Annotated in this window: 22 protein-coding genes and 1 pseudogene; 12 read left to right on the plus strand and 11 right to left on the minus strand. The window is 72.0% G+C overall.

Translation table 11 applies throughout. The annotated features are described in order from the left end of the window. The first annotated feature begins 27 nt into the window (after positions 1-27). The 3 genes and pseudogenes from IG08_RS0112325 (at position 28) to IG08_RS0112335 (ending at position 1,392) form a co-directional block, all read left to right on the plus strand. On the plus strand, positions 28-570 hold the full coding sequence (locus IG08_RS0112325) for a TetR/AcrR family transcriptional regulator (RefSeq protein ID WP_052424652.1): 543 nt from the start codon (positions 28-30) through the stop codon (positions 568-570). An 89-nt stretch (positions 571-659) separates the two neighbouring features. Next, a pseudogene (locus tag IG08_RS0112330) lies at positions 660-884 on the plus strand (serine/threonine protein kinase); the annotation flags it as partial. A 34-nt stretch (positions 885-918) separates the two neighbouring features. Further along, positions 919-1,392, plus strand: a complete 474-nt coding sequence (locus IG08_RS0112335) for an outer membrane protein assembly factor BamB family protein (RefSeq protein WP_030600064.1) — start codon at positions 919-921, stop codon at positions 1,390-1,392. Positions 1,393-1,447: 55 nt separating this feature from the next. Here the strand turns inward: IG08_RS0112335 and IG08_RS0112340 are convergent, their stop codons facing one another. Then, positions 1,448-2,380, minus strand: a complete 933-nt coding sequence (locus IG08_RS0112340; RefSeq protein WP_030600066.1) for an LAETG motif-containing sortase-dependent surface protein — start codon at positions 2,378-2,380, stop codon at positions 1,448-1,450. A gap of 296 nt (positions 2,381-2,676) precedes the next feature. Between IG08_RS0112340 and IG08_RS0112345 the strand changes: the two genes are divergently transcribed. After that, positions 2,677-4,323: a glycoside hydrolase family 13 protein gene (locus tag IG08_RS0112345; protein WP_030600068.1), complete on the plus strand. Its 1,647-nt coding sequence runs from the start codon at positions 2,677-2,679 to the stop codon at positions 4,321-4,323. Between the two features lie 151 nt (positions 4,324-4,474). Here the strand turns inward: IG08_RS0112345 and IG08_RS0112350 are convergent, their stop codons facing one another. Both IG08_RS0112350 and IG08_RS0112355 read right to left on the minus strand, forming a co-directional pair. Then, positions 4,475-5,236 (minus strand): DUF4142 domain-containing protein, encoded by a 762-nt coding sequence (locus IG08_RS0112350; RefSeq protein ID WP_030600070.1) that lies wholly within the window; start codon positions 5,234-5,236, stop codon positions 4,475-4,477. A gap of 154 nt (positions 5,237-5,390) precedes the next feature. Further along, positions 5,391-5,756, minus strand: a complete 366-nt coding sequence (locus IG08_RS0112355; protein ID WP_158812218.1) for a hypothetical protein — start codon at positions 5,754-5,756, stop codon at positions 5,391-5,393. Between the two features lie 23 nt (positions 5,757-5,779). On the opposite strand from IG08_RS0112355, the gene IG08_RS0112360 reads away from it, so the two are divergent. Both IG08_RS0112360 and IG08_RS0112365 read left to right on the plus strand, forming a co-directional pair. Continuing rightward, the gene (locus tag IG08_RS0112360) at positions 5,780-6,265 is read left to right on the plus strand and encodes a GNAT family N-acetyltransferase (RefSeq protein ID WP_052424653.1); all 486 of its coding nucleotides are present in this window, start codon (positions 5,780-5,782) and stop codon (positions 6,263-6,265) included. A gap of 81 nt (positions 6,266-6,346) precedes the next feature. Then, a complete protein-coding gene (locus IG08_RS0112365) occupies positions 6,347-7,048 on the plus strand; it encodes a DUF6445 family protein (protein WP_199820853.1) in 702 nt (233 codons plus the stop codon). Between the two features lie 26 nt (positions 7,049-7,074). Here IG08_RS0112365 and IG08_RS0112370 read toward each other — a convergent pair whose 3' ends face one another. Next, positions 7,075-7,545 (minus strand): FxLYD domain-containing protein, encoded by a 471-nt coding sequence (locus IG08_RS0112370; RefSeq protein ID WP_030600078.1) that lies wholly within the window; start codon positions 7,543-7,545, stop codon positions 7,075-7,077. A 153-nt stretch (positions 7,546-7,698) separates the two neighbouring features. On the opposite strand from IG08_RS0112370, the gene IG08_RS0112375 reads away from it, so the two are divergent. Together IG08_RS0112375 and IG08_RS0112380 are read left to right on the plus strand one after the other, a co-directional pair. Next, complete coding sequence (locus tag IG08_RS0112375; protein ID WP_030600080.1) at positions 7,699-8,217, plus strand: DUF7144 family membrane protein; 519 nt, start codon at positions 7,699-7,701, stop codon at positions 8,215-8,217. A 55-nt stretch (positions 8,218-8,272) separates the two neighbouring features. Then, entirely contained in the window at positions 8,273-8,836 is a 564-nt protein-coding gene (locus IG08_RS0112380; RefSeq protein WP_158812219.1) for a hypothetical protein, read from the plus strand. A gap of 228 nt (positions 8,837-9,064) precedes the next feature. Here the strand turns inward: IG08_RS0112380 and IG08_RS0112385 are convergent, their stop codons facing one another. From IG08_RS0112385 to IG08_RS0112410, 6 genes are all read right to left on the minus strand, one after another. Continuing rightward, complete coding sequence (locus tag IG08_RS0112385) at positions 9,065-9,436, minus strand: DUF6479 family protein (protein ID WP_030600083.1); 372 nt, start codon at positions 9,434-9,436, stop codon at positions 9,065-9,067. 53 nt (positions 9,437-9,489) lie between these two features. Continuing rightward, a complete protein-coding gene (locus tag IG08_RS55775; protein ID WP_052424636.1) occupies positions 9,490-15,000 on the minus strand; it encodes a hypothetical protein in 5,511 nt (1,836 codons plus the stop codon). Then, entirely contained in the window at positions 14,993-17,941 is a 2,949-nt protein-coding gene (locus IG08_RS0112395) for an ATP-binding protein (protein ID WP_030600085.1), read from the minus strand. Before IG08_RS0112395 ends, IG08_RS55775 begins: the two co-directional genes overlap by 8 nt. Continuing rightward, entirely contained in the window at positions 17,938-18,774 is an 837-nt protein-coding gene (locus tag IG08_RS0112400) for an alpha/beta hydrolase family protein (RefSeq protein ID WP_052424637.1), read from the minus strand. Before IG08_RS0112400 ends, IG08_RS0112395 begins: the two co-directional genes overlap by 4 nt. A gap of 97 nt (positions 18,775-18,871) precedes the next feature. Then, a complete protein-coding gene (locus IG08_RS0112405; RefSeq protein ID WP_030600089.1) occupies positions 18,872-19,264 on the minus strand; it encodes a luciferase domain-containing protein in 393 nt (130 codons plus the stop codon). Between the two features lie 139 nt (positions 19,265-19,403). Beyond that, complete coding sequence (locus tag IG08_RS0112410; protein WP_234342857.1) at positions 19,404-19,787, minus strand: DUF4333 domain-containing protein; 384 nt, start codon at positions 19,785-19,787, stop codon at positions 19,404-19,406. A gap of 108 nt (positions 19,788-19,895) precedes the next feature. Here IG08_RS0112410 and IG08_RS0112415 point away from each other — a divergent pair, with 108 nt between their 5' ends. After that, complete coding sequence (locus tag IG08_RS0112415; protein ID WP_030600093.1) at positions 19,896-21,410, plus strand: carboxylesterase/lipase family protein; 1,515 nt, start codon at positions 19,896-19,898, stop codon at positions 21,408-21,410. Between the two features lie 376 nt (positions 21,411-21,786). Here the strand turns inward: IG08_RS0112415 and IG08_RS0112420 are convergent, their stop codons facing one another. Then, positions 21,787-22,704, minus strand: coding sequence for a peptidoglycan-binding protein (locus tag IG08_RS0112420; RefSeq protein WP_030600095.1), 918 nt, complete (start codon positions 22,702-22,704; stop codon positions 21,787-21,789). A 209-nt stretch (positions 22,705-22,913) separates the two neighbouring features. Between IG08_RS0112420 and IG08_RS0112425 the strand changes: the two genes are divergently transcribed. The 3 genes from IG08_RS0112425 (at position 22,914) to IG08_RS0112435 (ending at position 25,396) form a co-directional block, all read left to right on the plus strand. Further along, positions 22,914-23,210, plus strand: a complete 297-nt coding sequence (locus IG08_RS0112425) for a type II toxin-antitoxin system Phd/YefM family antitoxin (protein WP_030600098.1) — start codon at positions 22,914-22,916, stop codon at positions 23,208-23,210. Beyond that, complete coding sequence (locus IG08_RS0112430) at positions 23,207-23,611, plus strand: type II toxin-antitoxin system VapC family toxin (protein ID WP_030600100.1); 405 nt, start codon at positions 23,207-23,209, stop codon at positions 23,609-23,611. Before IG08_RS0112425 ends, IG08_RS0112430 begins: the two co-directional genes overlap by 4 nt. A gap of 123 nt (positions 23,612-23,734) precedes the next feature. Continuing rightward, positions 23,735-25,396 carry a lysyl oxidase family protein gene (locus IG08_RS0112435; protein ID WP_030600102.1) on the plus strand — a complete coding sequence of 554 codons (1,662 nt, stop codon included), beginning with the start codon at positions 23,735-23,737 and terminating at the stop codon, positions 25,394-25,396. Positions 25,397-25,406: the final 10 nt, after the last annotated feature.

The following is a 25,406-nucleotide window of genomic DNA, read 5'->3' on the forward strand; positions in this document are numbered from 1 at the left end:
GGATCCATGGGTACCAGGCGGATCACCATGACCCCCGGCGCGCGCCGCGCCCTCGCGGCCGCGTCCCGGCTGTTCTACGAGCGCGGCATCCACGCGGTCGGTGTGGACCTGATCGCCGCCGAGGCCGGGGTCACCAAGAAGACGCTCTACGACCGGTTCGGGTCCAAGGAACAGATCGTCGTCGAGTACCTCGCGGACCGGGACGAGCGCTGGCGGGCGTACGTCACCGAGCGGCTCGAACACGCCGGGCCCGGGTCCGTCGAGCGCGTCCTCGCGGTCTTCGACGCCTCGAAGTCATGGATGGACGAGAACAGTTCCAAGGGATGCAGCATGGTCAACGCGCATGCCGAGATCAGCGACCCCGCTCATCCGGCGTACGCGATCATCGCCGGCCAGAAGGAGTGGATGCTCCAGCTGTTCACCGACCTGGCTCCCGGATCGGCCCGCTCCCTCATGCTCCTGCACGAGGGAGCCCTGGTCGCCCACGGCCTGCGCATCTTCCCCGACCCGATCGGTCACGCCCGCGACCAGGCGGCTGAACTGCTCGCCACCCCACCGGAGATCCCGTAAGGGCACCGACCTTCTCACCCGGGCCCCAGTACTAGGCTGCTGCCGCTGAACGACCTTTCGACGCACGGAAATCGGGAAAGGTGGCGGCGATGCCGCTGAGCACCGGGGAGTCGGAGTCCATCGGGTCCATAGGCGGCTATGAGCTCGTCGACCGGCTCGGCAGCGGTGGCATGGGCATCGTCTACCTGGGACGCGCGGCCTCGGGGTGGCAGGTCGCGGTCAAGGTCGTGCATGCGCAGTACGCGTTGGACGAGGAGTTCCGGGCGCGGTTCCGGCAGGAGATCGCGGCGGCCCGGCGGGTGAGCGGTGCGTTCTTTCGCCGTTCCGCGGGTTGACACGGACTCCGCGGTGACCTGGGGCGACGCGTACGAGGCGCTGCTGCGGGTGAACCCGGGCAGCGGTGCCGTCGAGCGGGTTCCGCTGACGGGATCACCGACCGGCGTCGCCTCCCTGGCGGGCGGCGTCGTCTACGTCGTACGGGAGGACGGAACGGTCACCGCCGTGTCGGTGGCCGACGGCAGACAACTGTGGCGGCAGGCGACGGAGATGGAGAGCCTGTCGGGACCGGTGGTGTCGACGACGTACGACAGCGTGTACTTCGTCAGTCGATTCGGCCGTCTGCCGGCGCTGGACCGTGACACCGGCGCGGAGCGATGGCACACGGCCGGGCTGGACAGCGCGGGGGGCGTGACGGAGGGGGCGAGCCTGCTGCTGGTCAAGGACGCGATCGTGGCGACGGCGCTCGGCACGGCCCTCTCGGTGAGTCCGGACCGCCCCACCGCCCGGCAGCCGACCGCCGCCGCGAGCGCCACCGCGAACTGACCGGTGCCGGACGGGCGTTCAGCCCGTCCGGCACCGAGGCGTCACCTGACGGTGATTACGAGCGGGTCGCCTTACGCCTGCGCGTCGCCAGGACGATGGCCGCGCCGCCCGCGAGGAGCACCGCCGCGCCGCCCGCGATCAGGGGCGTGTTGCTGCTGGCGCCGGTCTCCGCGAGGTCGTCGCCGCCACCGTTCGGGGTGGCGGCCGGAGCGGTGGTGGACTCGGAGGCGGACGGGGTCGGGGTGTCCGTCGACGGGGACTCGGAGGCCGGAGGCGTGGTCTCCTCGGCCGGCGGGGTGGTCTCCTCGGCCGGGGTCGTGGGCTCGGAGGACTCCGGGGCGGGCGACGTCGGGGTCGCCGGGGGCGTCGTCTCCGTCGCCGTGCAGTCCTTCGTGCCGCCGTTCCAGGCCGCGATCAGCTTGTCCTTGATGACCGGGCGATCCGGGCCCTTGGGCAGCTCGCCGTGCTCGAAGCCGTCGTTCGCGTCCAGCTTGCCGTCGTACTTCACCGCGCCGCGGTAGAGGTCGACCTGCGCGAAGCAGCCCGCGTCGGGGATCGAGATGTCGAGGGAGTCGGTCTGGCCGGCCTTGACGGTCACCGTGTCGAAGTCGTGGAAGACCTGCTCGCCGGAGGTGGCGAAGGTGGCGCCGTGGGCGAGGTAGGAGGCGAGGGACGCCGTGCACGTCGTCGCGTCGCTCGCGGTGCGGACCTTGACGTGGACCTCGCCGTCGTCGGTCGGCTTGAGGTTCTGGTCGTCGACCTTGACCGAGTCGTAGAAGTTCGTCCCGTCGAGCGAGAACTGGCAGCGCTCGGTCTCGGTCTTCGTGCCGGCGCCGGTGCCGGGCTTGTAGCTGCCACCGGACTCCCAGCCCTCGCCGCCGGGGCAGTCGGTGGCCCAGGCGACGGAGGCGGAGGCGGCGCAGAGGGCGAGCGTCGCGGCGCCCGTCCCCAACAGGCGTCGCATGGTGACACGTCTCGCTATGGACATGCGTATCCCATCAGGATGGAGTGGTCGAAACCCAGTGAGAAGCACTGAGAAAGAATGAGAAGCACTGAGAAGCACTGGGCCCATTGGTCACATGCGCCACAGCGTGCAGACATCGTGGATCTCGCCGCGCAACAGTGTCAACCTGCGGGAATGCAAGGTTCGTTCTCGCGCCATCACATTTCCGCCACACGGGGAACAGCGCGCTCCGCTAGTAATCGAGGTTCGCTCCTCCACAGCTGTGGACAGATTCCTCTTTGTTCGTCTTTGCGGTACGTACACAGCACCGAGGAGTCCGTGTGACCCCCGACCTCTCGTCCAGGGACCCGAACTGGTGGCGCCAGGCCGTCATCTACCAGGTCTACCCCCGCAGCTTCGCCGATGCCGACGGTGACGGCCTCGGCGACATCCGCGGCATCACCGAACGCCTCGCCCACCTGAGTGCCCTCGGCGTCGACGCACTGTGGCTCAGCCCCTTCTACCCCTCCGAACTCGCCGACGGCGGCTACGACGTCGCCGACTACCGGGACGTCGACCCGCGCCTGGGCACCCTCGACGACTTCGCCGCCATGGTCGCCGAGGCACACCGGCTCGGCCTGAAGGTGATCGTCGACCTCGTCCCGAACCACACCTCGCACCAGCACGTGTGGTTCCAGGAGGCCCTCGCCGCGGGGCCCGGCTCGGCCGCCCGCGAGCGCTATGTCTTCCGCGACGGCAAGGGCGTGCACGGCGAACTCCCGCCCACCGACTGGCAGTCCGTGTTCGGCGGCAGTGCCTGGCAGCGGGTGCCGGACGGCCAGTGGTACCTGCACCTCTTCGCACCCCAGCAGCCCGACCTGAACTGGGCGAACGACGAGGTCCGCGCCGACTTCCGCACCACCCTGCGCTTCTGGTCCGACCGCGGCGTCGACGGCTTCCGTGTCGACGTGGCGCACGCGCTCGCCAAGGACCTCAGCGAGCCGCTGCGCGACCTCGGCGCCCCGGAGCTCAGCGGGGATGAGGCCCTCGCCGCCATGGCGCCCGGCACCCACCCCTTCTTCGACCGCGACGAGGTCCACGCGATCTACCGCGACTGGCGCCGGATCCTCGACGCCTACACCCCGCCCCGCACGGCCGTCGCCGAGGCCTGGGTCCCGGGCGCCCGCCGCGCCCTCTACGCCCGCGCCGACGAACTCGGCCAGGCCTTCAACTTCGAGTATCTGCAAGCCGGTTGGGGCGCCGCCGAACTCCGCGAGGTCATCACCGACTCCCTGACGACCGCCCAGGCGGCCCACGCCTCGGCCACCTGGGTGCTCTCCAACCACGACGTCGTACGGCACGCCTCACGGCTGATGCTCCCGCCGGGCACGGACGAGAACGCGTGGCTGCTGTCCGGCGGCCACGCGCCCGCCGTCGACGCCGCCAAGGGCCTACGACGCGCTCGCGCCGCCACGCTCCTGATGCTCGCGCTGCCCGGATCGTCGTACGTCTACCAGGGCGAGGAACTCGGCCTGCCCGAGGTCGCCGACCTGCCCGTCGAGGTTCTCCAGGACCCGATCTGGGAGCAGACGGGACGTGTGCGCAAGGGCCGCGACGGGTGCCGGGTGCCGCTGCCGTGGACGACGACCGGTCCGTCGTACGGCTTCGGGGCGGGCGGTGCCTGGCTGCCGCAGCCGGAGAGCTTCGCGGCGTACGCCGTCGAGGCCCAGGACGGGGCCGGGAGCTCGACCCTGGAGTTCTACCGCACGGCCCTGCGCCTGCGCCGCAAGCTGCTGGAGGGGGAGGCGCTGACCTGGGCGGACGACAGCCCGGCCGGGGTGCTGGACTTCTCCCGGCACGAGGGCTGGCGGTGCGTCACGAACCTGTCGGACGCGGCGGTTCCGCTCCCGGCGGGGGAAGTGCTCATCACCAGCGGCCCGTTGGAGGACGGGCTGCTGGCGGCGGACACGACGGTGTGGCTGGCCTGAGCGCTCCGCTGGTTGTGCGGTTCGTTTGCCGCGGGCCGGTGAGGGCTGGTCGCGCCCACGAGGCGGAGCCGCAGATGTCACAGCCTCGCGCCCCTTACGGGGCCCGGTTCCGCAGCCGACTTCACCAGGTCCACTCGGGCCGCGGCCCTGGCTACCCGACGGCCGGAGTCGGGCTGACGCCCGGGGCCGGGGTGGCGCTCGACGACGAGTCACCCGGGAGCGCGACCGGTGAGGAGGTCGCGTTCGCCGGCGGGGTGAGCACGACCTGGGGCTCGCCGGGCTGCGGTGCCGGCGGGGTCAGGTTGTCGGAGGGCAGCTTCGGCGGGGTGGTCTGCTGGAACAGGGCCTGGTCGAAGTTGACGAAGCCGGTCTTCTCCATGACCGTGATGTGGTCCAGGACCGTGTCGTTGGCCTGGTCGGCCAGCGCCCGCACCAGCGTGTTCTTGGTGGTGGAGCGGATCTTGGCGACCGTGTTGAAGATCGAACCGTGCGTCGTGCGCAGGATGTTGGCGAAGTTCGTGTCGAACTGCTGGCCGGAGCTCGAGTCGATCTGGTTCACGAAGCCCACCTGTTGGGGGCTCGCCACGTTCGGCAGGGTGATGTTGAGCATCTGGGCGATCTTGCGGCAGGTGGTGTCCAGTGCCGCGTGTCCGTCGACGAGATGCTCTCCCGCGGTCTTGACCTCCTTGGTCGTCCCCTTCTCCATGCCGATCTTCCCCAGGGGGTACTCCCACAGCCCGGCCGCCCGGACCTTCACCACGAAGTCCCGGTCCTGCTCGGTCAGCGGTCCCCACTGGGTCTGCGCGATCACTCTGTCCTGCGCGCTGGAGACGGTGCTGAGACCCAGCATCGAGGGGTAGGCGAGCGCGCCGAGTGTCAGCGTGAGGGCTCCGCCCACGAAGAGAGTTCCCATCGCGTTGCGCGAGAGTGGCACCGTGCCTCCTGCCCGGTAGGGATCCCCGCCGGGGCGGGTCGGACGTACACAGGTACGTACGCGAGGGCACGGGTGTTCATTCGGTGCCCGGCGGGCCGTGTGAGGTGCACGACGACCCGCCGGACCCGGTGACTCACTTCTTCGCGAACACCGCCGTCAGCGTGTGCCCGCTCTCGTCGAAGTGGACGGCCGCGCAGGCCTCATGCTGCTCCTCGTCACCGCCGGAGGTGGTCTTCGTGGCGCGGTAGGCGGAGACCGCCTCGGCGGACCGGTTGATGCGGTTGCAGGTGCCCTTGGTCGCCGAGCGGCAGCTCGACTCGTACGCCATCACCGTCGACCAGCCGCCCTTCTCGGCGAAGTAGCCGGCGGCGCCGTTGCCGGGCTGGCTCGGCTCGGTCCCCCACTCTCGGCTTCGCTCGAGCGGGGGGACCCCATCGGCGCGGAGCCGCATATCGATACAGCCCAGCGCCCCTGACGGGCGCGGTTCCGCAGCCTTCACCTGGTTCGTTTAGCGTGGCGATCATGAGTGACTGGGACATAAGGCCGGCCTCGGTGGCGGATGTCGAGGCGATTGTCGAGGTGCGGGCCGTGGCGATGCGGCCGGATCTGGAACGGCTCGGGCGGTACGACGAGCATCGGGTGCGGCAGCGGTTCCGGGACGCGTTCGAACCGGCGCACACCTGGGTGATCGAGGTGGGCGGCGAGCTCGCCGGCTGCGTGGCGCTGCGACCGGCCGAGGACGCCCACTGGCTGGAGCACTTCTACCTGGCCCCGCACCTTCAGGGCAGCGGCATCGGTACGGCAGTACTGAGCAGGATGCTGGAGCGGTGCGACCGCGAAGGCGTTCCGGTCCGGCTGAACGTGCTGCAGGGCAGTCCGGCCCGGCGACTGTACGAGCGGTACGGGTTCACGCTCGAGACGGAGGACCCGGTGGACGTGTTCATGGTGCGCTCGGCGAATCGCGAGGACTTCTTCCGCGACGACACCCCCACCCCCACCCCCAGTTGACCGAACGTTGACCGGTTCCCGCCCGAGTCCGGGGGAAAACGCGGGAGAGTCCTGACCGGCCCCCCGCCTAGATTTTTCCACATGTCCATGCCACTGCGGCGCCCCCAGCCCGTCAGGGCTGCCGCGCCCCTCCCCGTCCTCCCGTACCGCAAGCCCACCAAGGGCCGTGACTACTGGGTGCTGGACGACGTGCTCCCGGATGTGGACGCCGTACGGGAACGGTGTCTCGAGAAGGACGACTGGGTCGAGGGGTATCCGTACACGTCGGAGAGTTGGCCGGGGCTGCGGACCATGCCCGGGCTGGAGCCCGCCGAACTCGCGCGCGTCGAGCGGCTCGTGACGAAGGCGACCGGGGCCGGGAAGCTGTGGGTGCAGCAGACGCCCGGGGGCGGGACCCTCAACCACAACTGCATCCAGGTCGTGGGGGAGGGCGAGAGCACTCCCCGGCCGCACACCGACTCCCGCGCGCTGTGCAGGTACGCCGCCGTGCTGTATCTCAACCCGTCCGTCCCCAAGGACTGCGGGACCAGTTTCTACCGGCAGTCCCTGCCCGGTGGTCGACTCGGCGGCAACGTCGTCCAGGCCCCGCACAACAACCTCGTCGACGCCCTCGGCACGCGGTTCGTCGCGCCCGACGCCTTCGAGGAGGACGTACGCGTGCCGCACAAGTACAACCGGCTGCTCCTCTACAACGCCAACCTCGTGCACAGCGCGACCGGTTACTCCGGCGCCACGCTGGAGGAGAAGCGGATGACGGCCGTCTTCTTCTGGATGGCCCAGTGAGGGCTCAGTGAGGGCTCAGTGAGGGCTCAGTAGCGGACTGCTCTGCTCACCTTCGTCTTCACCTCGCCCGACAGGTCGTGCGTGCTGCGGGCAGTGCCCTTCCCCGACCCGCCCGCGGCCACGTCCGACACCGTGACGACCACCGCGTCCACCAACTTGCCGTCCCCGTTGGTGAAGTCGACCTGCACCGCGAAGGACTTGGAAGAGTCGGCGGTGTTGGTTGCGGTCACCTCCACCGTCGTACGCCCGTCGGAGGCCGTGGCCGGCGTGCCGATCCGCACGTCGTCCTTCGCGTTCACGCCGTTCTTGATGTCGTCGAACCTCCGGCCCGCCTCCGCCGTCGCCGACGCGACCACGTCCGAGGCCTTCGAGGCGATCGACGCGGCCTTGCTGGCCACCGACGACGGGGTGGTGTCGTCGGAGCAGCCGGTCAGCGCGGCCGCCGTCACTGCCGTCAGTGCCGCGGCTGTACCCCACCGCGCCCGGTGACCTGCCATCTCGCCTCCACGGGAGTTCGTTCGGTCCGGTTCCAGTGAAGATCCGTATCCCTGCGGCCGCACTCCGGCCGTCACCCGAACGGCCCACCCTCGTGGTGAGCACCCCCGTACCGCCCGATCGTCGAAGCACGGACGAACGACGGAGGTACCACCATGACCCAGCAGCCGCACGCGACCCAGCCGCCCACCCCCGGCGGTGAGGAGCAGCCTCCTCCGGCCTGGAGCACGTCCGGCCGGCCCACCGGCCCCGCGGCCGACCAGGGCGGCGACTACGCCATGTCGCCCAGGGAGAGCGGCTTCGCCGCCGGCGGTGTCGTCTTCGCCGGTGTGCTGATGCTGGTGCACGGTGTCCTCGCCGTCCTCCAGGGCATCTCCGCGCTGGCCGAGGACGACGTGTGGGCGGGCGTCGGCGACTACGTCTACAAGATCAACCTCACCGGCTGGGGCGTGATCATGCTGTGCCTGGGTGCCGTCGTGGCCGTCACCGGCGCGGGGATCCTCAAGGGCGCCGGCTGGGCCCGGATGACCGGTATCTTCCTGGCCTCGCTGAGCATGGTCTTCCAGTTCCTGTTCCTGCCGTACGCGCCCGTCTGGTCGGTGATCATGATCGCGATCGACTTCTTCGTGATCTGGGCGCTGGCCGTGTACCGGCCGGCGGACGCGCGGGCCTGACCCGCGAACTCATGTGCGGGCCGCGCTCCACGGCTGCGGTGCCGGGGACCGTGCGGTGGACGCGCTGTGGTCGGCGACCCGGCTCGCCCCGTACTGGCGGGCCGCGGGGGCGTTGTCCGAGGGCCGCTACTGGATCGACGCGGCCCTCGACCGCACCCCGCCCGACCGCCCCGAGCGGGCCTGGGCGCTGCTGATGACCGGCGCGATGGGCGTGTGGTCGGGTGATCTGGAGACCGCTCTGGAGCGGTTTCCACAGGCTGTGGAGGTGGCCCGGCGCACTGGCGAGGGCTATGTGGTGACACTCGCCGAGGCCTATCTCGGCGCGCTGACGGCGCTCGGCGGAGCCGTGGACGAGGGGCTGGCGGCCTTCGAGGAGGCCCGGGTGCGGATCATCGCCTCGGGCGACCTGAAGGGCATCGGCACCGTCCACTACGAGGGCGCGCTGCTGCGGGCCGTGCTGGGCGACACGGGGGGCGCTCCGGCTGTGCGAGGAGGGCCTCGCCTTCCTGGAGGGCACGGGCGACCGCCGGCTGTACGGCGCCACGCTCACCGCCCAGGGCGTGGTCCTCGCGCACGGAGATCCCGGCGGTGGCGGGGCCGTAGACAGGTATCCCCGTAGGTACATGGCTGCCACAGCCAGGTGTACGGATCTTCCCGCGACCGGCACCCGGCGGCCGCCCCTGCGCGGCAGGCCGGACGTGCCGCCGGGGACGGGACGTGCCGGGCGTCGGCAGTGTTGGTCAAACCCCACGGCTGTCATGGCAGGACGCCCGGCACCGCGCGTCCCCGGCGGCACCAGCGAGGAAGGGCTGCCCTGGTCGGCGGGGCAGCCCCCTGGCCGCCCGGGTCACACGTGCCCGAGACCTCCGCTGCCGAAGCCGCCGCTCGATCCCGGCAGCCAGCGCTTGCGGTGCTGGTCCTTTCCTCGTCTGCTTCCCGAGTGATGGAGCTGGTACGGCATCAGCCGTTCCCGCTTGTCCGCGGCGACCGGCACCTCGTCCGGCTCCCGCATCTCCCTCATCTCGTGGACCGGGCCGGAGTCGGGAACGTGCGGCTGCTCCTTGAGCAGTGGCCGCGGCAGCTCCCGGTCCTGGACCCGCATGCCGAACACGACGGCCCATATCAATGCGCCGGCGATGATCAGGCCACCACCGAAGGCGGCGATCACGTTGAGTACGTCACTCGACGCGGCCGCCAGTACAAACGTCGCGGTACTCATATTCCGATTATCGCCGAAATCCCCGGAATGGGGACCTCCAGTGGCCTGTCCTCTCAGGCGCCCCGCGGGCGCGGGCCCGGGTAGGGGCCCCGGTACCCGTTGCGCCGGTCCCTGCCCAGGACACCCCGGGCGTCGAGCATCAGCTGCAGCCGGCCCGCGTCCCAGTCCGCCCGGCTGGTGACCCGGTCCACGCGCTCCCGTACGACGGGCTCGCCCGCCGCCAGCGCCGCGGCCAGGTAGGCATCGTCGGCCGCCTCCGCGTACAGGATCCGCAGCAGCCAGAACGGGGCCGAGCCGACGTCCCAGTCGGTGCGGCTCTCCCGGAGCTCGGGCGCGCAGCCGCGGCCGGTCGCGGAGAGCGCGCACGCCCGGTCCGTGACATCGGGCAGGGGCACCGAGACCGGTGCGGCCGGCACGGTCGGCACGGACTGCACGGTCGGCTGCGACCGCAGGGCTGCCAGCCGCCCCGCCGCCCGGCCCAGCGCGTCGTTGCCCCAGCCGGGCTGGTCCAGGCCCGTGGCCGCCCAGGCGACGACCGGGGCGTAGGCGGCGTTCGGCGGGAGGCGGGGGTCGCCCACGGACAGCGGGCCCGCCTTGACCCGGTTCAGGGTGCGGCTAGCCCGCCCCACCCGCAGCCAGTGCGCGCGCTCGTCGCTGACCACGGGCCGGCCGACGTAGGAGCGCAGGGCCGCGCCGAGCGCGTGCGACAGCTTCGGCACCTCCTCGGGGGCCAGCTCGCCCGCGACGTCCACCAGCGCGCACAGCGTGTCGAGGTCGACGTGGTCGGCGAGCCGTGCGATGCCGGGCCTGAGCAGCTCCGCCAGGATCTGCCGGGCGCCGTCCGGGTTGTCCAGGGCGGCCGTCGTACGGATCAGGGCGACCGCGTCCGTGACGTCCGTGAGCGCGCCGCGCGACAGGCGCCGTACGACATTGCGGACGTTCACCCGCTTCGCGGCGTCCGGGCCCCAGCCCTGCTCCCAGGCCGCCAGCATGCGCAGCAGGGACGTCACCGCGCGCGGGCCGGCGAAGCGCTGGACGCTCTGCATCCGTACGGTCTTCACCTGGTCGATCCAGGACTTGACCAGCGGCGAGGTCCGGGCGACGCCGACCCGGACGAGGTCGAGGGCGGCGGCCGACTGGGCGACGGGGTTCTGGATCTGCTGGAGCTCGCCGCAGAACACGAAGGTGGCGTGCTTGTCCTCGGCGACGTCGGCCGCGAGGTCCCGCGCGAGCTGCGGGCGGACCCGGTGGACGGCCCGCAGCAGTGCCGGGGCGCAGGTCGGCTCCGCGAACAGCGCGTGCCGCAGCCGCATCAACAGGGCGTCCGCGTCCTGGCCGGCAACCCTGCGCCGGCTCTTCGTGGCCCGCAGCCGGTCCAGCACCTCGCCCGCGGTCTCGGGGCGCAGCGCGGTGAGATGGCGGACCGCCTGGACGAACGCCTCCTGGTTGCGCCCCTCGCGCAGGCGCCGCGCCCACAGCTCGGCGCCGCCGGTCTCGGCGGCGATGAGCGGACCGGGCTCCGGCAGGTCGGCGTCGGCCAGCGTGCGGGCCACGGCCGCGCACACCTCCAGGGCGGCGGTGGGCGAGGCGGTGGTGAGCCCCTCGACGAACGGCTCCAGCTCCCACTTCTGCAGGAAGAGGGCCGGGACCTCGGGGTGCACGGCCCGCCCCAGCCGGTGGAACGCGGCCCGTCCGTGCGCGGTGTTGGCCGAGGTCATGCCGCGCAGCAGCATCTGCGGGGTGGTCCGGTCGTGCAGTTCCTCCAGGGCGATCAGGCCGAGCTCCGGCTCCTGCATGAGGCGCAGCGCGATCTCGGCGCCCCAGTGCTTGCGGCCGTGGCGCAGGGAGTCGACGACGACCGTGAGCGCCTCGTCGAGCAGCTCGCCCCGGTAACTGGCCCGGGCGTCCCACACGCCCTTGATGACGTGGTAGCGGACCGAGGTGCGCGGGTCGTACCTGATCATCTTGAGGACGTTCTGCACGCCGAGCGTCTCGGCCAGGTCGTTCGCGAAGGAGCTGGCCCCCTCCTGGAACAGGTCCTCGATCGACTGAGCGGCGGAGAGCAGTTGTCCTATGCCCTTGGCGTCCCCGGAGGTGGCGGCCCGTTCGGCGAGTGTCCTCGCCAGTCTCTCCGGGTCGGGGCCGCCGGAGATGATGGTCTGCGCGGTGGTGCCGTTGGCCCGCGCCACGGCGCCCAGCAGCGTCGCCGCGTCGGAGGGGCTCGCCTTGTGCAGCAGGGTCCGGGCCCGGTCCGGGAAGTCCTGCCAGCTCTCCTTGTTGGTGCTGTTGAGCAGCCAGGTGCTGAACTGGGGGATCGGGGAGCGGATCCCCTGGAGGGCCAGCGCCAGCTCGTGCGCGGTGGCCGAGCGGAGGGCCTGGTTCAGTGCGGTCTGGTACTTCTCGTACGTGATGAGCCAGCCCCGGTCGACGAGGCACAGCCGCAGGTTCATGGCCTCGAACAGCACGGGGATGCCGTCGGCGGGGTCCGGCTTGCGCTCCAGCAGCTCTTCGACGGGGCCTTCCTGGTCCACCGGGAACAGCGGCGCGTCCTGCCAGGTGCGCCGGGAGACCCGCCGGTGCAGTTGGTCCACCTTCTGCACCAGCCGGTAGTCCTCCACCCGGACCCGCAGGCCGGTCAGGACGTCCAGGGCCCGCGCGGCCACCAGGTCGGCGGCGTCGTCGCGGTCCATCCGCTCCAGCAGCCCGAGCATCGCGAACCGCTCGTCCGGCCGCCCCGCGGACCGGTGGAACACGTCGTCGACGGCGTCGATGAGCCAGGAGACCAGGTCGTCGTTGATGTCCGTGGGCAGCAGGGTGTCAAAGCGCTCGCGCGCGTGCATCAGGGCCAGCAGCCCGCCGGGCGTGAGCGGTTCGGTGGCCTGGCAGGCCCTGACCGCGAGCTTCTCGACGACCTTCTGTGCCATCCGGTCGGGCATGAGCTCGCTGAGCCCGGTCAGGTCCGCGACGCTCAGCAGCGGGGCCGTCGCCGCCCACTCCGCCAGCAGGCCGGCCTGGTCCGCCGTCCTCAGCAGGGACCGGGCCACGTGCTCCTGGTAGAGCCGGACACCCCGCAGCCGTTCCACCACCAACGGGTCGCCGTCCATGAGCAGTTGCTCCAGTTCCGGCCGGACCTGCTGCTCCACCAGCGCGCCCAGGGCGGCCCGCCGGCGCGGGGCGCCCGGTTTCGCGGGCGCGTGCAGCTCCAGCAGTGCCAGGCAGTCGTCCGTGCCGGTCAGCCGTGCCGTCGACGGGGCCCGGCCGGGCCCGATGCCGAAGAGTTCGCGGTCCTCGTCCCGGAGCGTGGCCAGCGTGGCCTCGGGGACGTCCGCGGACACCAGGCTGAGCGCCGCCGCGCGGACCAGGGCCGCCCGCCGGTCCTCGTCCAGCTCGGCGAAACGGGCGGACCGGCGGGCCGCGGCCCCGGTGTCGCCCTTCATCAGCTTGGTGAGCGTGCGCAGGTCGACCGGGGTCCGGGCAGCCACCGCGTCGAAGGCCCGCGCGGGGTCGAGGGTCCTGTCGGCGGCCGCGAGCTCCTCGACGAAGAGTCTGCGCGCCTCCTGCCCGACGACCGCCGTGGCCACGAACGTGTCGTCGGTGTCCCAGTCCGTCGTCGAGCCCTCGGCGTACTCCAGCACGCCGAGGACGGTGATCCGCAGCCGCTGCGCGACGAGGCGCAGCACCTCCGCGGCGTTGCCGTCACCGGTCGGCTGGAGGTCCTCGAAGACGAGCAGCCGGCGCGCCGGCTCCTCTCCCGGGCCCGCCCCCAGGGCGTGCGTGGCGACCTCCAGCGCGGTGTGCCGGTCCGGCAGCACCCGGGTCGCCCCGGCGATCACCTGCACGAGCCAGGGCCGCTTGTGCCGGTTCAGCCGCCGGGCCACCTGCCGTACGACGGCGCTGCGGCCGCTCTGCCGGGTGCCGCCCAGTATCGCGACCGAGCCGGGGGCGCTCTTGTCGAGGCAGTACCGCTGCAGGTTGTGCACCTGGACCACCGGGAGGTCCGGCAGGGGCTGCTCCTCCGGCGTCTCGCTCCAGTCGATGAAGTGCCAGCCCAGCCGGTCGAGTTCGGCCGCGTGCGCGTCCCGCTTGCACCGTTCCCACTCCGTGCCCCACACGACCGACGCGGCCCCGTCCAGCGTGCGCGGCGCGGTGGTGCGGCGGGGCTTCGAGCCGTCGGCGGGACGCAGTTCCCAGCCCCCCGTCGCGGGGACGAGCAGGTCCCGGTCCGCCGCGAGGCCCGGCTGTGACGTCGCCACGAACTCCCTGCCGTCGAAACGGCCCGCGGCGAGCAGCGCGGGAGCCTCCAGCCCGAAGCTCCGGCCCAGCAGCCACAGCGCCAACGGCAGGTCGACGGCCTCCTCCGACAGCGGCACCGCGGGCGGCCGGCAGAAGTGGGGGGTGTACGGCCAGGACTCCGCCGCCGTGGGTCTGCCCGGGAAGGCGGACAGTACGGCGTCGACGGCGGCCTCGGCGGCCGCGCGGCGGGCTTCGGCGAGGGGGAAGTGCCAGGGCAGGTCGTCGCGGGGGGTGGTGAGGGCCAGGGGGACGAAGCGGCCGTCGAGGGTGCCGAGGGGGAGGACGGGTCGGGGGTCGGGAGTTGCCCGGGCCTCCGTCTCGGCTGTCCGCTCGGCCAGGGTCATCAGGTCGTCCAGGACCACGTCGTCCAAGGGGGCGTCGGCGTCCATGGCGGCCGACGCCAACGCCATCAGCGCCGTGCCGTCGACCGGCCCCGCGGCCGTGTCCTCGCCCGCGAGCAGCGGTCGCACGACGACGCCGTGGAAGTCGGCCACGTCCCGCCAGACAGCCGCGCTCGCCCCGGCCGGGTCGGCGAGGACGACGCGAACCAGGACGAGGCCTGCCGTCAACAGGTCCGGTATGAACGGTGGTTGCACTGCCGGGAGGCGGTTCGTCCTGACCTGGGGCCCGGTCCCGGCCGCGGTCTCGGCCCCGGCTCCGGCCGCGGTCTCGGCCCCGGTCCCAGCCCCGGCCTCGGCCCCAGCCCCGGTCTCGGTCCCGGCTCCGGCCGCGGCCCCGGCCCCGGCCTCGGTTCCGGCCCCGGTTTCGGTCCCGGTCCCGGCCCTGGTTTCGGTCCCGGCCCCGGCTCCGGCCTCGGCCCCGGCCTCGGTTCCGGCCGCGGTTTCGGTCCCGGTCCCGGCCCTGGTTTCGGTCCCGGTCCCGGCTTCGGCCTTGGCCCCGGCCTCGGTCCCGGCCCTGGTCTCGGCCTCGGGTTCGGCCCTGGCCTTGGCCCCGGCCTCGGTTTCGGCCCCGCTCCCAGCCGCGGTCCCGGTCCCGGCCCCGGCCCCGGTCCCGGTCCCGGTCCCGGTCCCGGCTTCGGCCTTGGCCCCGGCCTCGGTTCCGGTTTCGGTCCCGGCCTTGGCCCCGGCCTCGGTTTCGGCCCCGGTCCCAGCCGCGGTCCCGGTCCCGGTCCCGGTCCCGGTCCCGGTCCCGGTCCCGGCCCCGGTTTCGGTCCCGGCCCTGGTCTCGGCCCTGGTCTCGGCCTCGGTTTCGGCGCTGGCCTTCGCCCCGGCCTCGGTTTCGGCCCCGCTCCCGGTCTCAATCTCAGTCATGGGGACCCGCCAGGTTCAGGGACAGCAGTCCGCAGGTGCGTGCCACGATCAAGCGGTCCTTCCCGTGCAGTGCGACGGCGACCGCCGCGTCGTCGAGGGGTAGTCGCGCCGGTGCCGCGGCGCGGGCCGGACGGTGGACGTCCAGCCAGCCGGCGCGGCCGACCGGGCCGCCGACCACGACGGTCGAACCGTCGAGCGCGGCCGCGAGCGTCCCGGCGCCCGGGGGCGGCGTGAGCACCACGCCCTCCCAGCCCGCCCCGCGCAGCTGGAGTCCGCCGGCGGTGTCCACGATCAGCGCCTGGTCGCCGCCCTCGGACACCGCGACGGCGAGCGGCCGGTGCGGGACGGGGAACGGCGACACCGCGGGCCCCGGCACCTCGCCCAGCCGCAGCCGGCGCAGCCTGCCGGACGCCGGCACCAGCCAGACGACCGGCTCCGCGGCCTCCCCCGCCGTACGGACCGCGAGCACGTCCGTGTCCAGCAGGGCGAGCCTGCGCACCGCCGCGCCCGTGTCGAGCCCGCCGGTCCACACCTCCGGCCCCGCCGCGACGACGACCTGGCCGCCCGGGTGCAGCGACACCAGCAGCGGGCTCTGCTCGCCCCGCGGCGGCACGAGCTCCGGCACGAGCACCGGCGCCGTGTCCTCGTCGCACGCCACCCGCCAGATCTCGTGCCGCCAGGTCGACACGAGCGCCACCGGGCGGTCCCGTACGACGGCCACGGTCACGTCCCGCGGGGTGCCCGGCACCGGGACCGGCGGGCGCAGGACGGTGCCGTCCGCCGGGTCGTGGAAGGAGAGCGAGTCGTCGTCGTACACGCTGACGACCGCGGCGGACGTGGCCGTCATGGCCGTCAGCCGGGTGGTGCGGGACCGGTCCGGCTGCACCCACTCGACGGGCGTCCGCGGCCGCCCGGTACGGAAGGCGTTCACCACGGGCTTCACGTCGAAGCGTTCGGCGCCGACGCGCAGCAGCAGGGCGCGGTCGGCGTCGGGGGCGGTGCGGGGGACCAGCTGCCACATACGGGCGCGGCGGGCGAGGTCCGCGCGGCTGTCGCCCTTGGCACCGAGCCGCCGGATCGCCCTGGACGCGACACCCGGCGGTACGCCCAGCAGGAACGCCGGTTCGTCCACCAGCCGCCCGTCGATCAGCCCGCGCGCGGCCGCGTCCGACACCAGCGCCAGCAGGCCGGGGTCGAGCGTCCGCCACTCCACCTCCCGCCACCCGCTCACCTGCGGCAGCCGCTGCAGGAACTCCTCCGGCTTCGCGTGTCCGCCGCCCTCCGGATGCCCGAACCGGGCCCGCCAGCGCGGGGTTCCGTCCTCCGCGGGTCGGCTCTCGACGAGCGAGCGCATGAGCGGTACGGCGGTCAGGACGTCCTGCGTTTCCACGGCCGCGGCGGCTGCCCACTCGAGGGCGGGGAGGGCGACCGTGTCGTCGTACCCGCACAGGGCGGCGAGGGCCGAGACGACGGCCCGCGCCTTGTCGCCGCCGAGCACCGCGCCGACGCGCTCCCGGCACACGCGGTGGGCCGTCGCATCCAACTCCCTTGTGGCGCGGGCCTGGTAGTCGCGGATCGAGCGGGTGTCCTTCGTGACACGGGGGAGGGTCACGCCGACGGCGACGGGCCATTCCGAACCGGCGTGCGGAGCAAGGGAGTCGAGGGTCTCCGCGATGTCCTTCTCGCGCGCTCCCGGGACCGTGAGGCGGATCTGCCGGTCGAGGTAGCTGCGGATCGCCGCGGCGGACTCGTCCTGGAGGTCGTCGAGGCGGTGGGTGGTGGCGGGGAGCGGGATACGGGAGGTGGCGGGCAGGGCCAGGACCGCCCGAACTCCCTCTATGGACCGGAGAGTTGAGAGGAACTCGGTCCACTGCTCCGGGGTGGTCGTCGTCTCGTCAGGGTTGTCAGGACTGTCAGGACTGTCCAGGTCGTCCAGGACCAGGGCGAGGGGCTTGGGGGCCGCTCGAACCATCTCCAACAGGTGCTGCGGGTCTCCCCTGCCCGCCATCGCACCGGTGGTCAGGGCGAGGTGGCCGAGCAGAGCGGACTTTCCGGTGCCGGGGCTTCCGGTGACGGCCGTGAGGGGGTCGCTGTCGTCGGTGGCGGTGAGGTGCGCGCGCAGTTCGGCGAGGAGGGCGGTGCGGCCCGTGAAGAAGAACCCGGGGAGGTCAGGGGCCGCGACACCGCGTGCCCGGGCCGCCCAGGTGGCGGGGAGGGAGAGGCCGGTGGGCGGACGGGGGTTCTGGTGGAGGGGGTTGGGGAGGGCTCGGCAGGGTTCGGCGGGGTGGCCTTCGGCGAGCCAGACGTTCTGGTTCGGGCCGAGCGCCTCGTTGACCGTGGTGGCGAGCGTGCCGGGATCGAGGTGGGAGATGTTCCAGGAGGGCCGGACGGCCCGCTCGACGGCCTCGGCGAAGGCGGTCGCAAACGATCCCTGCGTGGCCTGCTCCAGCCGACGGCTCGCGCCGATGCCCCAGAACCCCTTGAGCGACGTCCAGGTGTTCGCCTTGCGGGCCTCGATCAGGGCCGCGTCCAGGCCGGGCTCGGCGGAACAGGCGTCGATGATGAGGACGATCTCCTGCAGATTCCGCCACTTCTCCTGCCCGAGCGACTTGATCAGCCGGGCCGGTTCCTCGCTGTACCCGTCCGACAGCAGCAGTTCGAAGCCGTGATCGCCCTGGATGCCGTGACCGGTGCAGTAGACGACCAGGGTCCGGGCGTCCTGCGGGGCTTCGCTGTTGTTCAACTCCCGTGCGAGCACGTCATGTTCGCGCTCTTCGGTGTCGAACGGCAGATGCTCCTCCAGACCCAGTGAGGTCAGGGCCCGCCGCATGGTGGCGAGTTCCTCCGGCACCCGGGTGAGGTCGACGAGTCCGAGCCGCTCGCAGACCCCTTCCTTGTGCGTGCCCACACCCGAGAGGCAGAAGATGCCCCGCCGGCTCATGCCAGCGCCGCTTCGACGGCCCGGGAGGTGTGGACGTTGGTCAGGTACTGGACGGCCGAGTGCGCCTCCTTGCGCGGATTGTCACAGGGGAGGTCGCGGATGTCGGGCGAGTACAGCGGGGCGAGCTCCTTGACCATCGCCACGGCGTCGTGCGCGGCCGCGATGTTCGTCCAGGTGCGGGTGTTCCCCGGCCAGCCGGGCGCGTTCACGCGGCGGCGGATGGCCGCGAGTCCGAGCGGCGAGCCGATGGTGATCAGGGCGGGCGGCCGCTCGGGCCTGTTCTCCCGCAGCCAGTCGTAGGCGACCACACTGCCCAGTGAGTGGGCGACGACGACCCGCGGGGACCGCCGCATCGCGGTGGTCACCTCGGCGTGGACGACCTTGCGGAAGTCCGGGTCGGTCAGATAGCGGTCGACCTGCTTGACGTACGAGATCGCCCTGCTGTCCCGGCCCTCGAAGAGTTCCTGGCGCTCGATCGCGGCGAGGGCGCGCTGGACCTTGCCCGGAAGGTGGAACTTCGTCGGTTCGTCGGCCTCCCCGTCCGCTTCCTCGAGTGCGTCGCCGATGGCGATCAGCAGCTCTTCCTCGAAGCCGGGCCGGATGTCGATCCGGCTGTACCGCGGCTCCCCGCCCGCCTTCCCGTCGTTGTACTCGTGCCCGTAGAAGGCGCACTCGACGGTCAGCGTCGAGGCGTGTGCGCTGCGGATGTTGGCGAGTCCCTCGGCCATCGCCGCGTGCCAGGTGCGCTGCATCTCGCTGCGCTGGGCGCGGTGCATGTTCATGCCGTGGATCGCGACGACGTCGACCTCGTTGACCATGTGCTGTTCCCCCATGCCAAATCCTCGTCCCCACAGGAGACTTGGCCCGGAGTCAGAATGGCATGGCTGGGGCGCTCATGACCCCGTTATGCGGTGTTCACCCCAAAAGCGGTCAGCTGTCCCCGGCGTGTTCGCGCGGCACGACCGTCACACGGTGGAAGTTGCAGGCGGCGGGGGCGTCCGCGGGGTCGGCCTTCGCCTGGTGGGCCTTGAGCGCCACGCTGACGAGACTCATCAGCAGGTCGACGTCGGCGTCGCAGTCGAGGTGGATGGTGACCCAGCGGGATCCCGGCACCAGCCGTACCGCGGTGGACTCCTGGAGGTCGTGCCGGAACCGCCGTATGGCCGGGTCGGTGAGGTGGAGGTCCACGTCGTGCCCGGAGTGGAAGTGGACGATCTCGCTGTGGGCGGAGCGAAGAGCCCGCCCGGTGCCACAACTGGGCGCGCCCGTACTGAGGTCGGACCACACTTCCAGTCGCGCCAGGGCACGCTCGGCCAGAGTCATGTCTCCATGGTCACCTGCTCACCGCATCGCAACCAGAGGTTGAGCAAAACGTAACCGGGGCGTGAGGTACCGCTCCGGGCGCACCGGTCGGCGGTGAGGCGGGGCGGTCGGTGGCCGCAGTCAGTGGCCTACGGCGTTCTCAGCGCTCGAACTTCCATGTGATGTGGGTGTCCGTCGCCCTGATCACGGTCACCGGGATGTCGATGGTCGAGCCGTCGTGGCGCTCGCCGGTGCAGGTCATCGTCGTGCCGGCGAGTGCCTTCAGGCCGGTCGGGCAGGAGACCTCCACCTTGGTGCCGACCCACGGGAGCGGGTGGTAGAGGCTCTGGGTGCGGCCTGCGACGATCTGGGGCTTGAGGGCCTTGTGGCCGTCGACCAGCATGGTGTCGTACTGGTTGAGCTCGGTGGTCGACTCGTTCCTGGCGATCAGGGCGGTGGCGAGCCAGAAGAGGCCGGCCATGGCGGCGGCCCCGCCGACGACACCGGCGAGGAACATGCCGTTCGGCAGGCGCATACGGACCATGTCGGTCAATCTACAACTCCCGCCTCTTTTACTAGAAACTTAAACAACTCTGTCGTAGGGTCCGGCCTGGCTGTCTTTTCTTCAATACGACGGCGTGAGGAGCCCCGCATGAGCACAGCAGAATCTCCCGAGGTCAGGACGGCGGCCGGCGCGGTGCGCGGGCGCCGTGAGGCGGGGTCGGCCGTCTTCCGCGGCATCCCGTTCGCCCAGCCCCCGGTGGGCGAGCTGCGCTTCGCCGCCCCGCGGCCCGCGCCCGCCTGGGACGGGGTGCGGGAGGCGGCCGCGTTCGGCCCGCCGCCCCCGCAGGAGCCGCTGGGACCGCCGCCGCCCGTGACCGGGGACCTCCCCACCGGCGACGACTGGCTGACGGTCAACGTGTGGAGCCCGGAGCCCGACCCGGCGGCCCACCGCCCCGTGCTCGTGTGGATCTACGGCGGCGCCTACAAGCTGGGCTCTGCCGACGACCCCGGCTACGACGGCGGCCGTCTGTCCCGGGACGGCGACGTGGTCGTCGTCACCCTCAACTACCGCGTCGGCATGGAGGGTTTCGCCCACATCGACGGCGCCCCGGCCAACCGCGGCCTGCTCGACCAGGTCGCCGCGCTGGAGTGGGTACGGGAGAACATCACCGCGTTCGGCGGCGACCCCGGCAAGGTCACCGTCTTCGGCGAGTCCGCCGGCGCCGGCTCCATCGCCGCGCTGATGGCCATGCCCCGCGCCCGGGGCCTGTTCCGGCGGGCCATCGCCCAGAGCGTGCCCGGCACCTACTTCTCCCCGGAGCTCGCCGCCGACATCGCCACCGTCCTGGCGGGCGAGCTGGGTCTACGCCCGACGGTGGCCGACCTGTCGACCGTGGACCCGCGGAAACTGACGGCGGCGGGCGCCGCGGTGAGCGGCCGGATGCTCCAGTACGGCGACCGGTGGGGCGCGGTGGCGCTCACCCCGACGCCGTACTCCCCCGTCGTCGACGGCGACATCCTGCCCGCCGCGCCCTGGGAGGCCCTGGCCGCCGGTGCCGCCCGCGAGGTGGAGCTGATCGCCGGGCACAACCGGGACGAGTTCCGGCTCTTCCTCGCGCTGGGCGGGCTGCTCGGGCAGGTCGGGGAGGAGCAGGCGGGGTTGGCACTGCGGGCGCTGGGGCCGACACCTGGTGCCGAGCAGTCGTACCGCGCCGCCTACCCCGACGCCTCCGCCGAGCAGCTCTTCGAACTGGTCAACTCCGACTGGCTCTTCCGCATGCCCTCGCTGCACCTGGCCGAGGCCCACGTGTCCGGCGGCGGCCGCGCCCACTTCTACGAACTCACCTGGCCCTCCCCGGCAGGCCTCGGCGCCTGCCACGGCCTGGACGTCCCCCTGACCTTCGGCACCTTCGCAGGCCTCGGCAGCGAGCTGATCGGCCCGACGCCGACGCCGGAGGCCGAGGAGCTGTCGGCGCGCTTCCGGGCTGCGTGGACTGCCTTCGCGACGACGGGCGACCCGGGCTGGGCCCCGTACGACGCGAAGGACCGCCTCACCCAACTCCTGGACGTGGAACGGGCGGTGGTGCCCTACCCGGAGGAGGCGTCGCGCGCCTTGTGGGAGAACCATGTGTTCGCGCCGCTGCCTTTGGTGGCGAGGGGCTAGGCGCCCATGACGAACGCCGGTGCGTTTTCTTCTTCAGGGGCGCGGGGCTGTATCGATATGCGGCTCCGCCGCGTGGGCGCGACCAGCCCCCACCGGCCGACAGCTTCATCACGACCTACCGAACCAGCCTGATCTCCGGTGGCCACAAAACCCCGTCCGCCAACAACAACGACGGCCCGAGATGCTGAGCGCACACGATCAGCGCGGGCCGACCATGGCAGGCGATCTCAAACCGCGCACGCGCCCCGCACTCCTCCCCGTCACGGGGCCCGGCGTACCGGCTCGCACACTTCAGGGCGGTCACACGACCACGCTAAGAACGGGCACGTCATGGCGCCCCGCGCGGAGAGCCGTACGGGTGAGGCCGTAGCGGGCGCTAGGAGAACAGCAGGCGCCAGGTCAGCGGCCCGGGGTGCCCGTCCGCGTCGCCGCGCAGCTCCGTCCGCGACTTCTGGAAGTCACGGACGTTCAGCCGGTCCGCCTCGCCCCAGTCCCGGCTCGGGCCGACCTTGTAGTGGTCGCCGAAGCCGAGCTCGACCAGCTGCTTGCCGAGCTGGAGGACGTACTTGTTGGAGGCGCCGTCCGCGAAGTACTTCCGGCCGGGGAAGACGGGGACCTTCGGTTTCGAGGGAGTCGGCTCCTCGGGGGCCGGGTCGTCCAGGTCCAGCTCGTCCTTGGCGTACTTGACCAGGCGGGAGAAGTCGATCGCCCCCGGGTCGCCGTGGTCGTTCTCGGGCACGTGCATGTGCCCGCACACGCCCTTGAACGCCGACCACTTCGTGCCCGACATGCGCTGGCCGCCCTTGCTGCCGTACGACGTCGGATAGGCGGGCCACGCCGCCGGCCCGGTCAGCGGCACGCCGTGCTCCTCGTGCATCCAGGCGAGGAAGCGCGCGACCGACCGCAGCGCCCAGTCCGGGGCGTCCGGCCAGTAGATGTACTCCTTGCCCGCGGCCTGCCACTTCGCGTGGGTCTTGGGATCGCAGGTGCCGACCAGCTCGACCTGGCACACGTTCAGCGTGTTGGTCTCGACGCCGCCCTGCTTGTTGTTCAGCGCCCTGGACGAGGTCTCGATGTCGAAGTGCTGATACCACTTCAGCTTCTTGGCGGCCAGGTCGGGCACGGCCGTCAGGTTCGGTGCCATCGCGCCACCGCTGTACGTCGGCAGGCTGCGGCCCTCCGTCGTGTGCAGCACGACGACGTTGACCTCCATCGCGCTGCCGCCGAAGTCGTCCTGGTACCAGTTGGCCCGGCTCGCGCCGGGGTATCGCTGGGGTCCTGTCTTCCTGGTCATGGTGATCTCCCCCGTAGGCCTTCAAAGCCCTGGAGACGCCGTGGAGTTGGTGACGGTTCCCGGTGTCGTCCGTAGGCCCGGGCCGCACGCCGGCGCACGAGCAGGTGCGCCGGCGGCGTGCCCGAGCTCAGCCCCGGCCTCGTAGCTCGCCCGAGTGAAAACGCCGCACATTCATGGAAAACGCCGCACGCCGCTCGTAGCGTGAGTCCATGACCACACGCGTGCCCATTCGGCAGCTTCAGCAGCACGCCAGCGAACTCATCGACCGGGTGGCGGCGGGAGAGCGGGTGGAGATCACCCGCAACGGACGGCTGATCGCGGTCCTGGGACCGCCGGACCCGGAACAGCGCGTCATGGAAGACCTGGTGCGCACGGGAACCGTGGATCCGGACAATGCCGCCTCGGCACGCGGGCTCGGCGACTGGCAACCCCTGCCCGCTCGCCCGGGTGCCCCGTCGAAGCTGTCCGAGGTGCTTCTCCGGATGCGCGAGGAAGAGAACCGTTGATCTACCTCGACTCGTGCGCCCTGCTCAAGCTCCTCCTGCCGGAGGCGGAGACCGACGCCCTGCGCGCCTTCCTGTCGGCGCGTGCCGCCGAGGGGCATGTGACGTCGGCGCTCTCGCAGACAGAGGTGTTCCGTGCGCTGGTGAGGGCCGACGCGGATCCCGAAGTGGGCGACGCGGCCGAGGAGTTGCTCGACCGGCTGTTGCGCATCCGGATCACCGATCCGGTGCTGCGGGCCGCCGGTATGTTCCCCGTCCGGGACCTGCGCAGCCTCGACGCGATCCATCTGGCGAGCGCGGAGTATCTGGAGCACGCCCTCACCGCGTTCGTCACCTACGACAAGCGGCTGGCGGCGGCCGCCGTCGAACGCGGGCTGCCGGTGGAGGCGCCGGGGGCTGCCTGACCGCGTCGCCCCGTCGGTTGAATTCCGCTTCAACAGGCAACCTCGACCCTCCCTTTACCAATCTCACAGGTTGCTCACAGAACCGGATGCCGCTGACCACGGCACTCGCAGATGGGGAACCCGATGACCAGTCAGCAACACCGCCACCGCCGTCTACGGCGTCCCGCGCTCGGCGCCGGAGCCGCGCTCGCCGTCGTCGTCACCGGAGCCGCGATCGCTCCCGGGTCGGCGGAGGCCGCAACGCCCGGCACGCCGAAGCTCAAGCTGATCGCCGCGTCGAAGTCCGTGACGCTCGACCGGTGGGACGGGGGAGAAGACGGGGCCGACGGGGTCTACCTCGACCTCGGCACGTACGTCACCGTCGACAAGGCGCCCTTCGAGTTCAAGGTGACGCGGAAGTCCTACAAGGACCCCGTCGTCGCCAAGCAGATCCTCCGCGACGGCACGAAGGTCAAGACCAGAACCCTGCCGGCCGGCCTGGTGAAGGACTTCTCCGGCCTGCCCGGCTTCCTGAACGTGTCGATCAAGAACGCGGCGGGCGAGGAGGTGGCCAAGAGCAAGGGCACCTTCTGCCCGAACAACGCCTCCGGACGCATCCGCCCGGGCGCCCCGGCGACCTCGCACTATCCGGAGAGCTGCCCCACGAACCCGTTCACGCTGGGCTCGGTGTGGGGTGTCGAGAAGGGGTGGGCGTCCAACTCCAGCACGGTCGACTACGACAAGCCGGTGGATCTGCCGGCGGGCGAGTACACGGCCAAGGTGTCGGTCGCCAAGAAGTACCGGGACCTGTTCGGCATCCCGAATGACCAGCCGACGATCAAGGTGACGGTCCGGCAGAACAGTGACAACGGCGGCGGTGGCGGCGCGGGGCTGACCGCCCACCACAGCGGCGCTCACGGTGCCGCCCACCACTACGGCCCGCGAGGCGCCGACGAGCCCACGCCCTCCGCCCTCTCCCACGCCCTCGAGGACCGCGGTGCCGCCCACCACCTGGGTGACGGCTCCGGCCACACCGACGGCTCCCGCATCGCACCCGCTCTGAAGCCCAACTCCAAGCGGCCCACCGGGCGTGCGGGCGTTCCCGCGGGCGTGCCCAAGCCTGACCTGCGTTCACTGCCGGCCTGGGACATCGCCATCACCGACGGCGAGGACGGGGACGTACCGGGCAAGGACTACCTCGCCTTCAGCGCGAACGTCTGGAACGCCGGCCCGGCCCCGCTCGTCGTCGACGGCTTCCGCAAGCCGGGCGCCGACCTGATGGACGCCTACCAGTACTTCTACGACGCCAAGGGCAAGCAGGTCGGCTACACACCCACCGGCACCATGGAGTGGGACCCGCGCATCGGCCACGAGCACTGGCACTTCACCGACTTCGCCAGCTACCGCCTGCTGAGCGCGGACCAGACGAAGGAGGTGCGCAGCGGCAAGGAGGCGTTCTGCCTGGCCAACACCGACGCCGTCGACTACACGGTGAAGAACGCCAACTTCAAGCCGTACAACACCGATCTGTCCACCGCCTGCGGTCAGCAGAACTCCATCTCCGTCCGCGAGGTCCTCGACGTCGGCTCCGGCGACACCTACACCCAGTACCGCCCCGGCCAGTCCTTCGAGATCACGGACCTGGCGAACGGCACGTACTACATCCAGGTCATCGCCAACCCGGAGAAGCGCCTCCAGGAGACCAACCTGAAGAACAACGTCGCTCTGCGGAAGGTGATCCTGGGCGGCACGCCCGGCAACCGCACGGTGACGGTGCCGCCGCACGGCCTGATCGACGCGAAGTAGCAGCCCGACC

The sequence above is a fragment of the Streptomyces fulvoviolaceus genome, assembly GCF_000718165.1.
Classification (GTDB): Bacteria; Actinomycetota; Actinomycetes; order Streptomycetales; family Streptomycetaceae; genus Streptomyces; species Streptomyces fulvoviolaceus.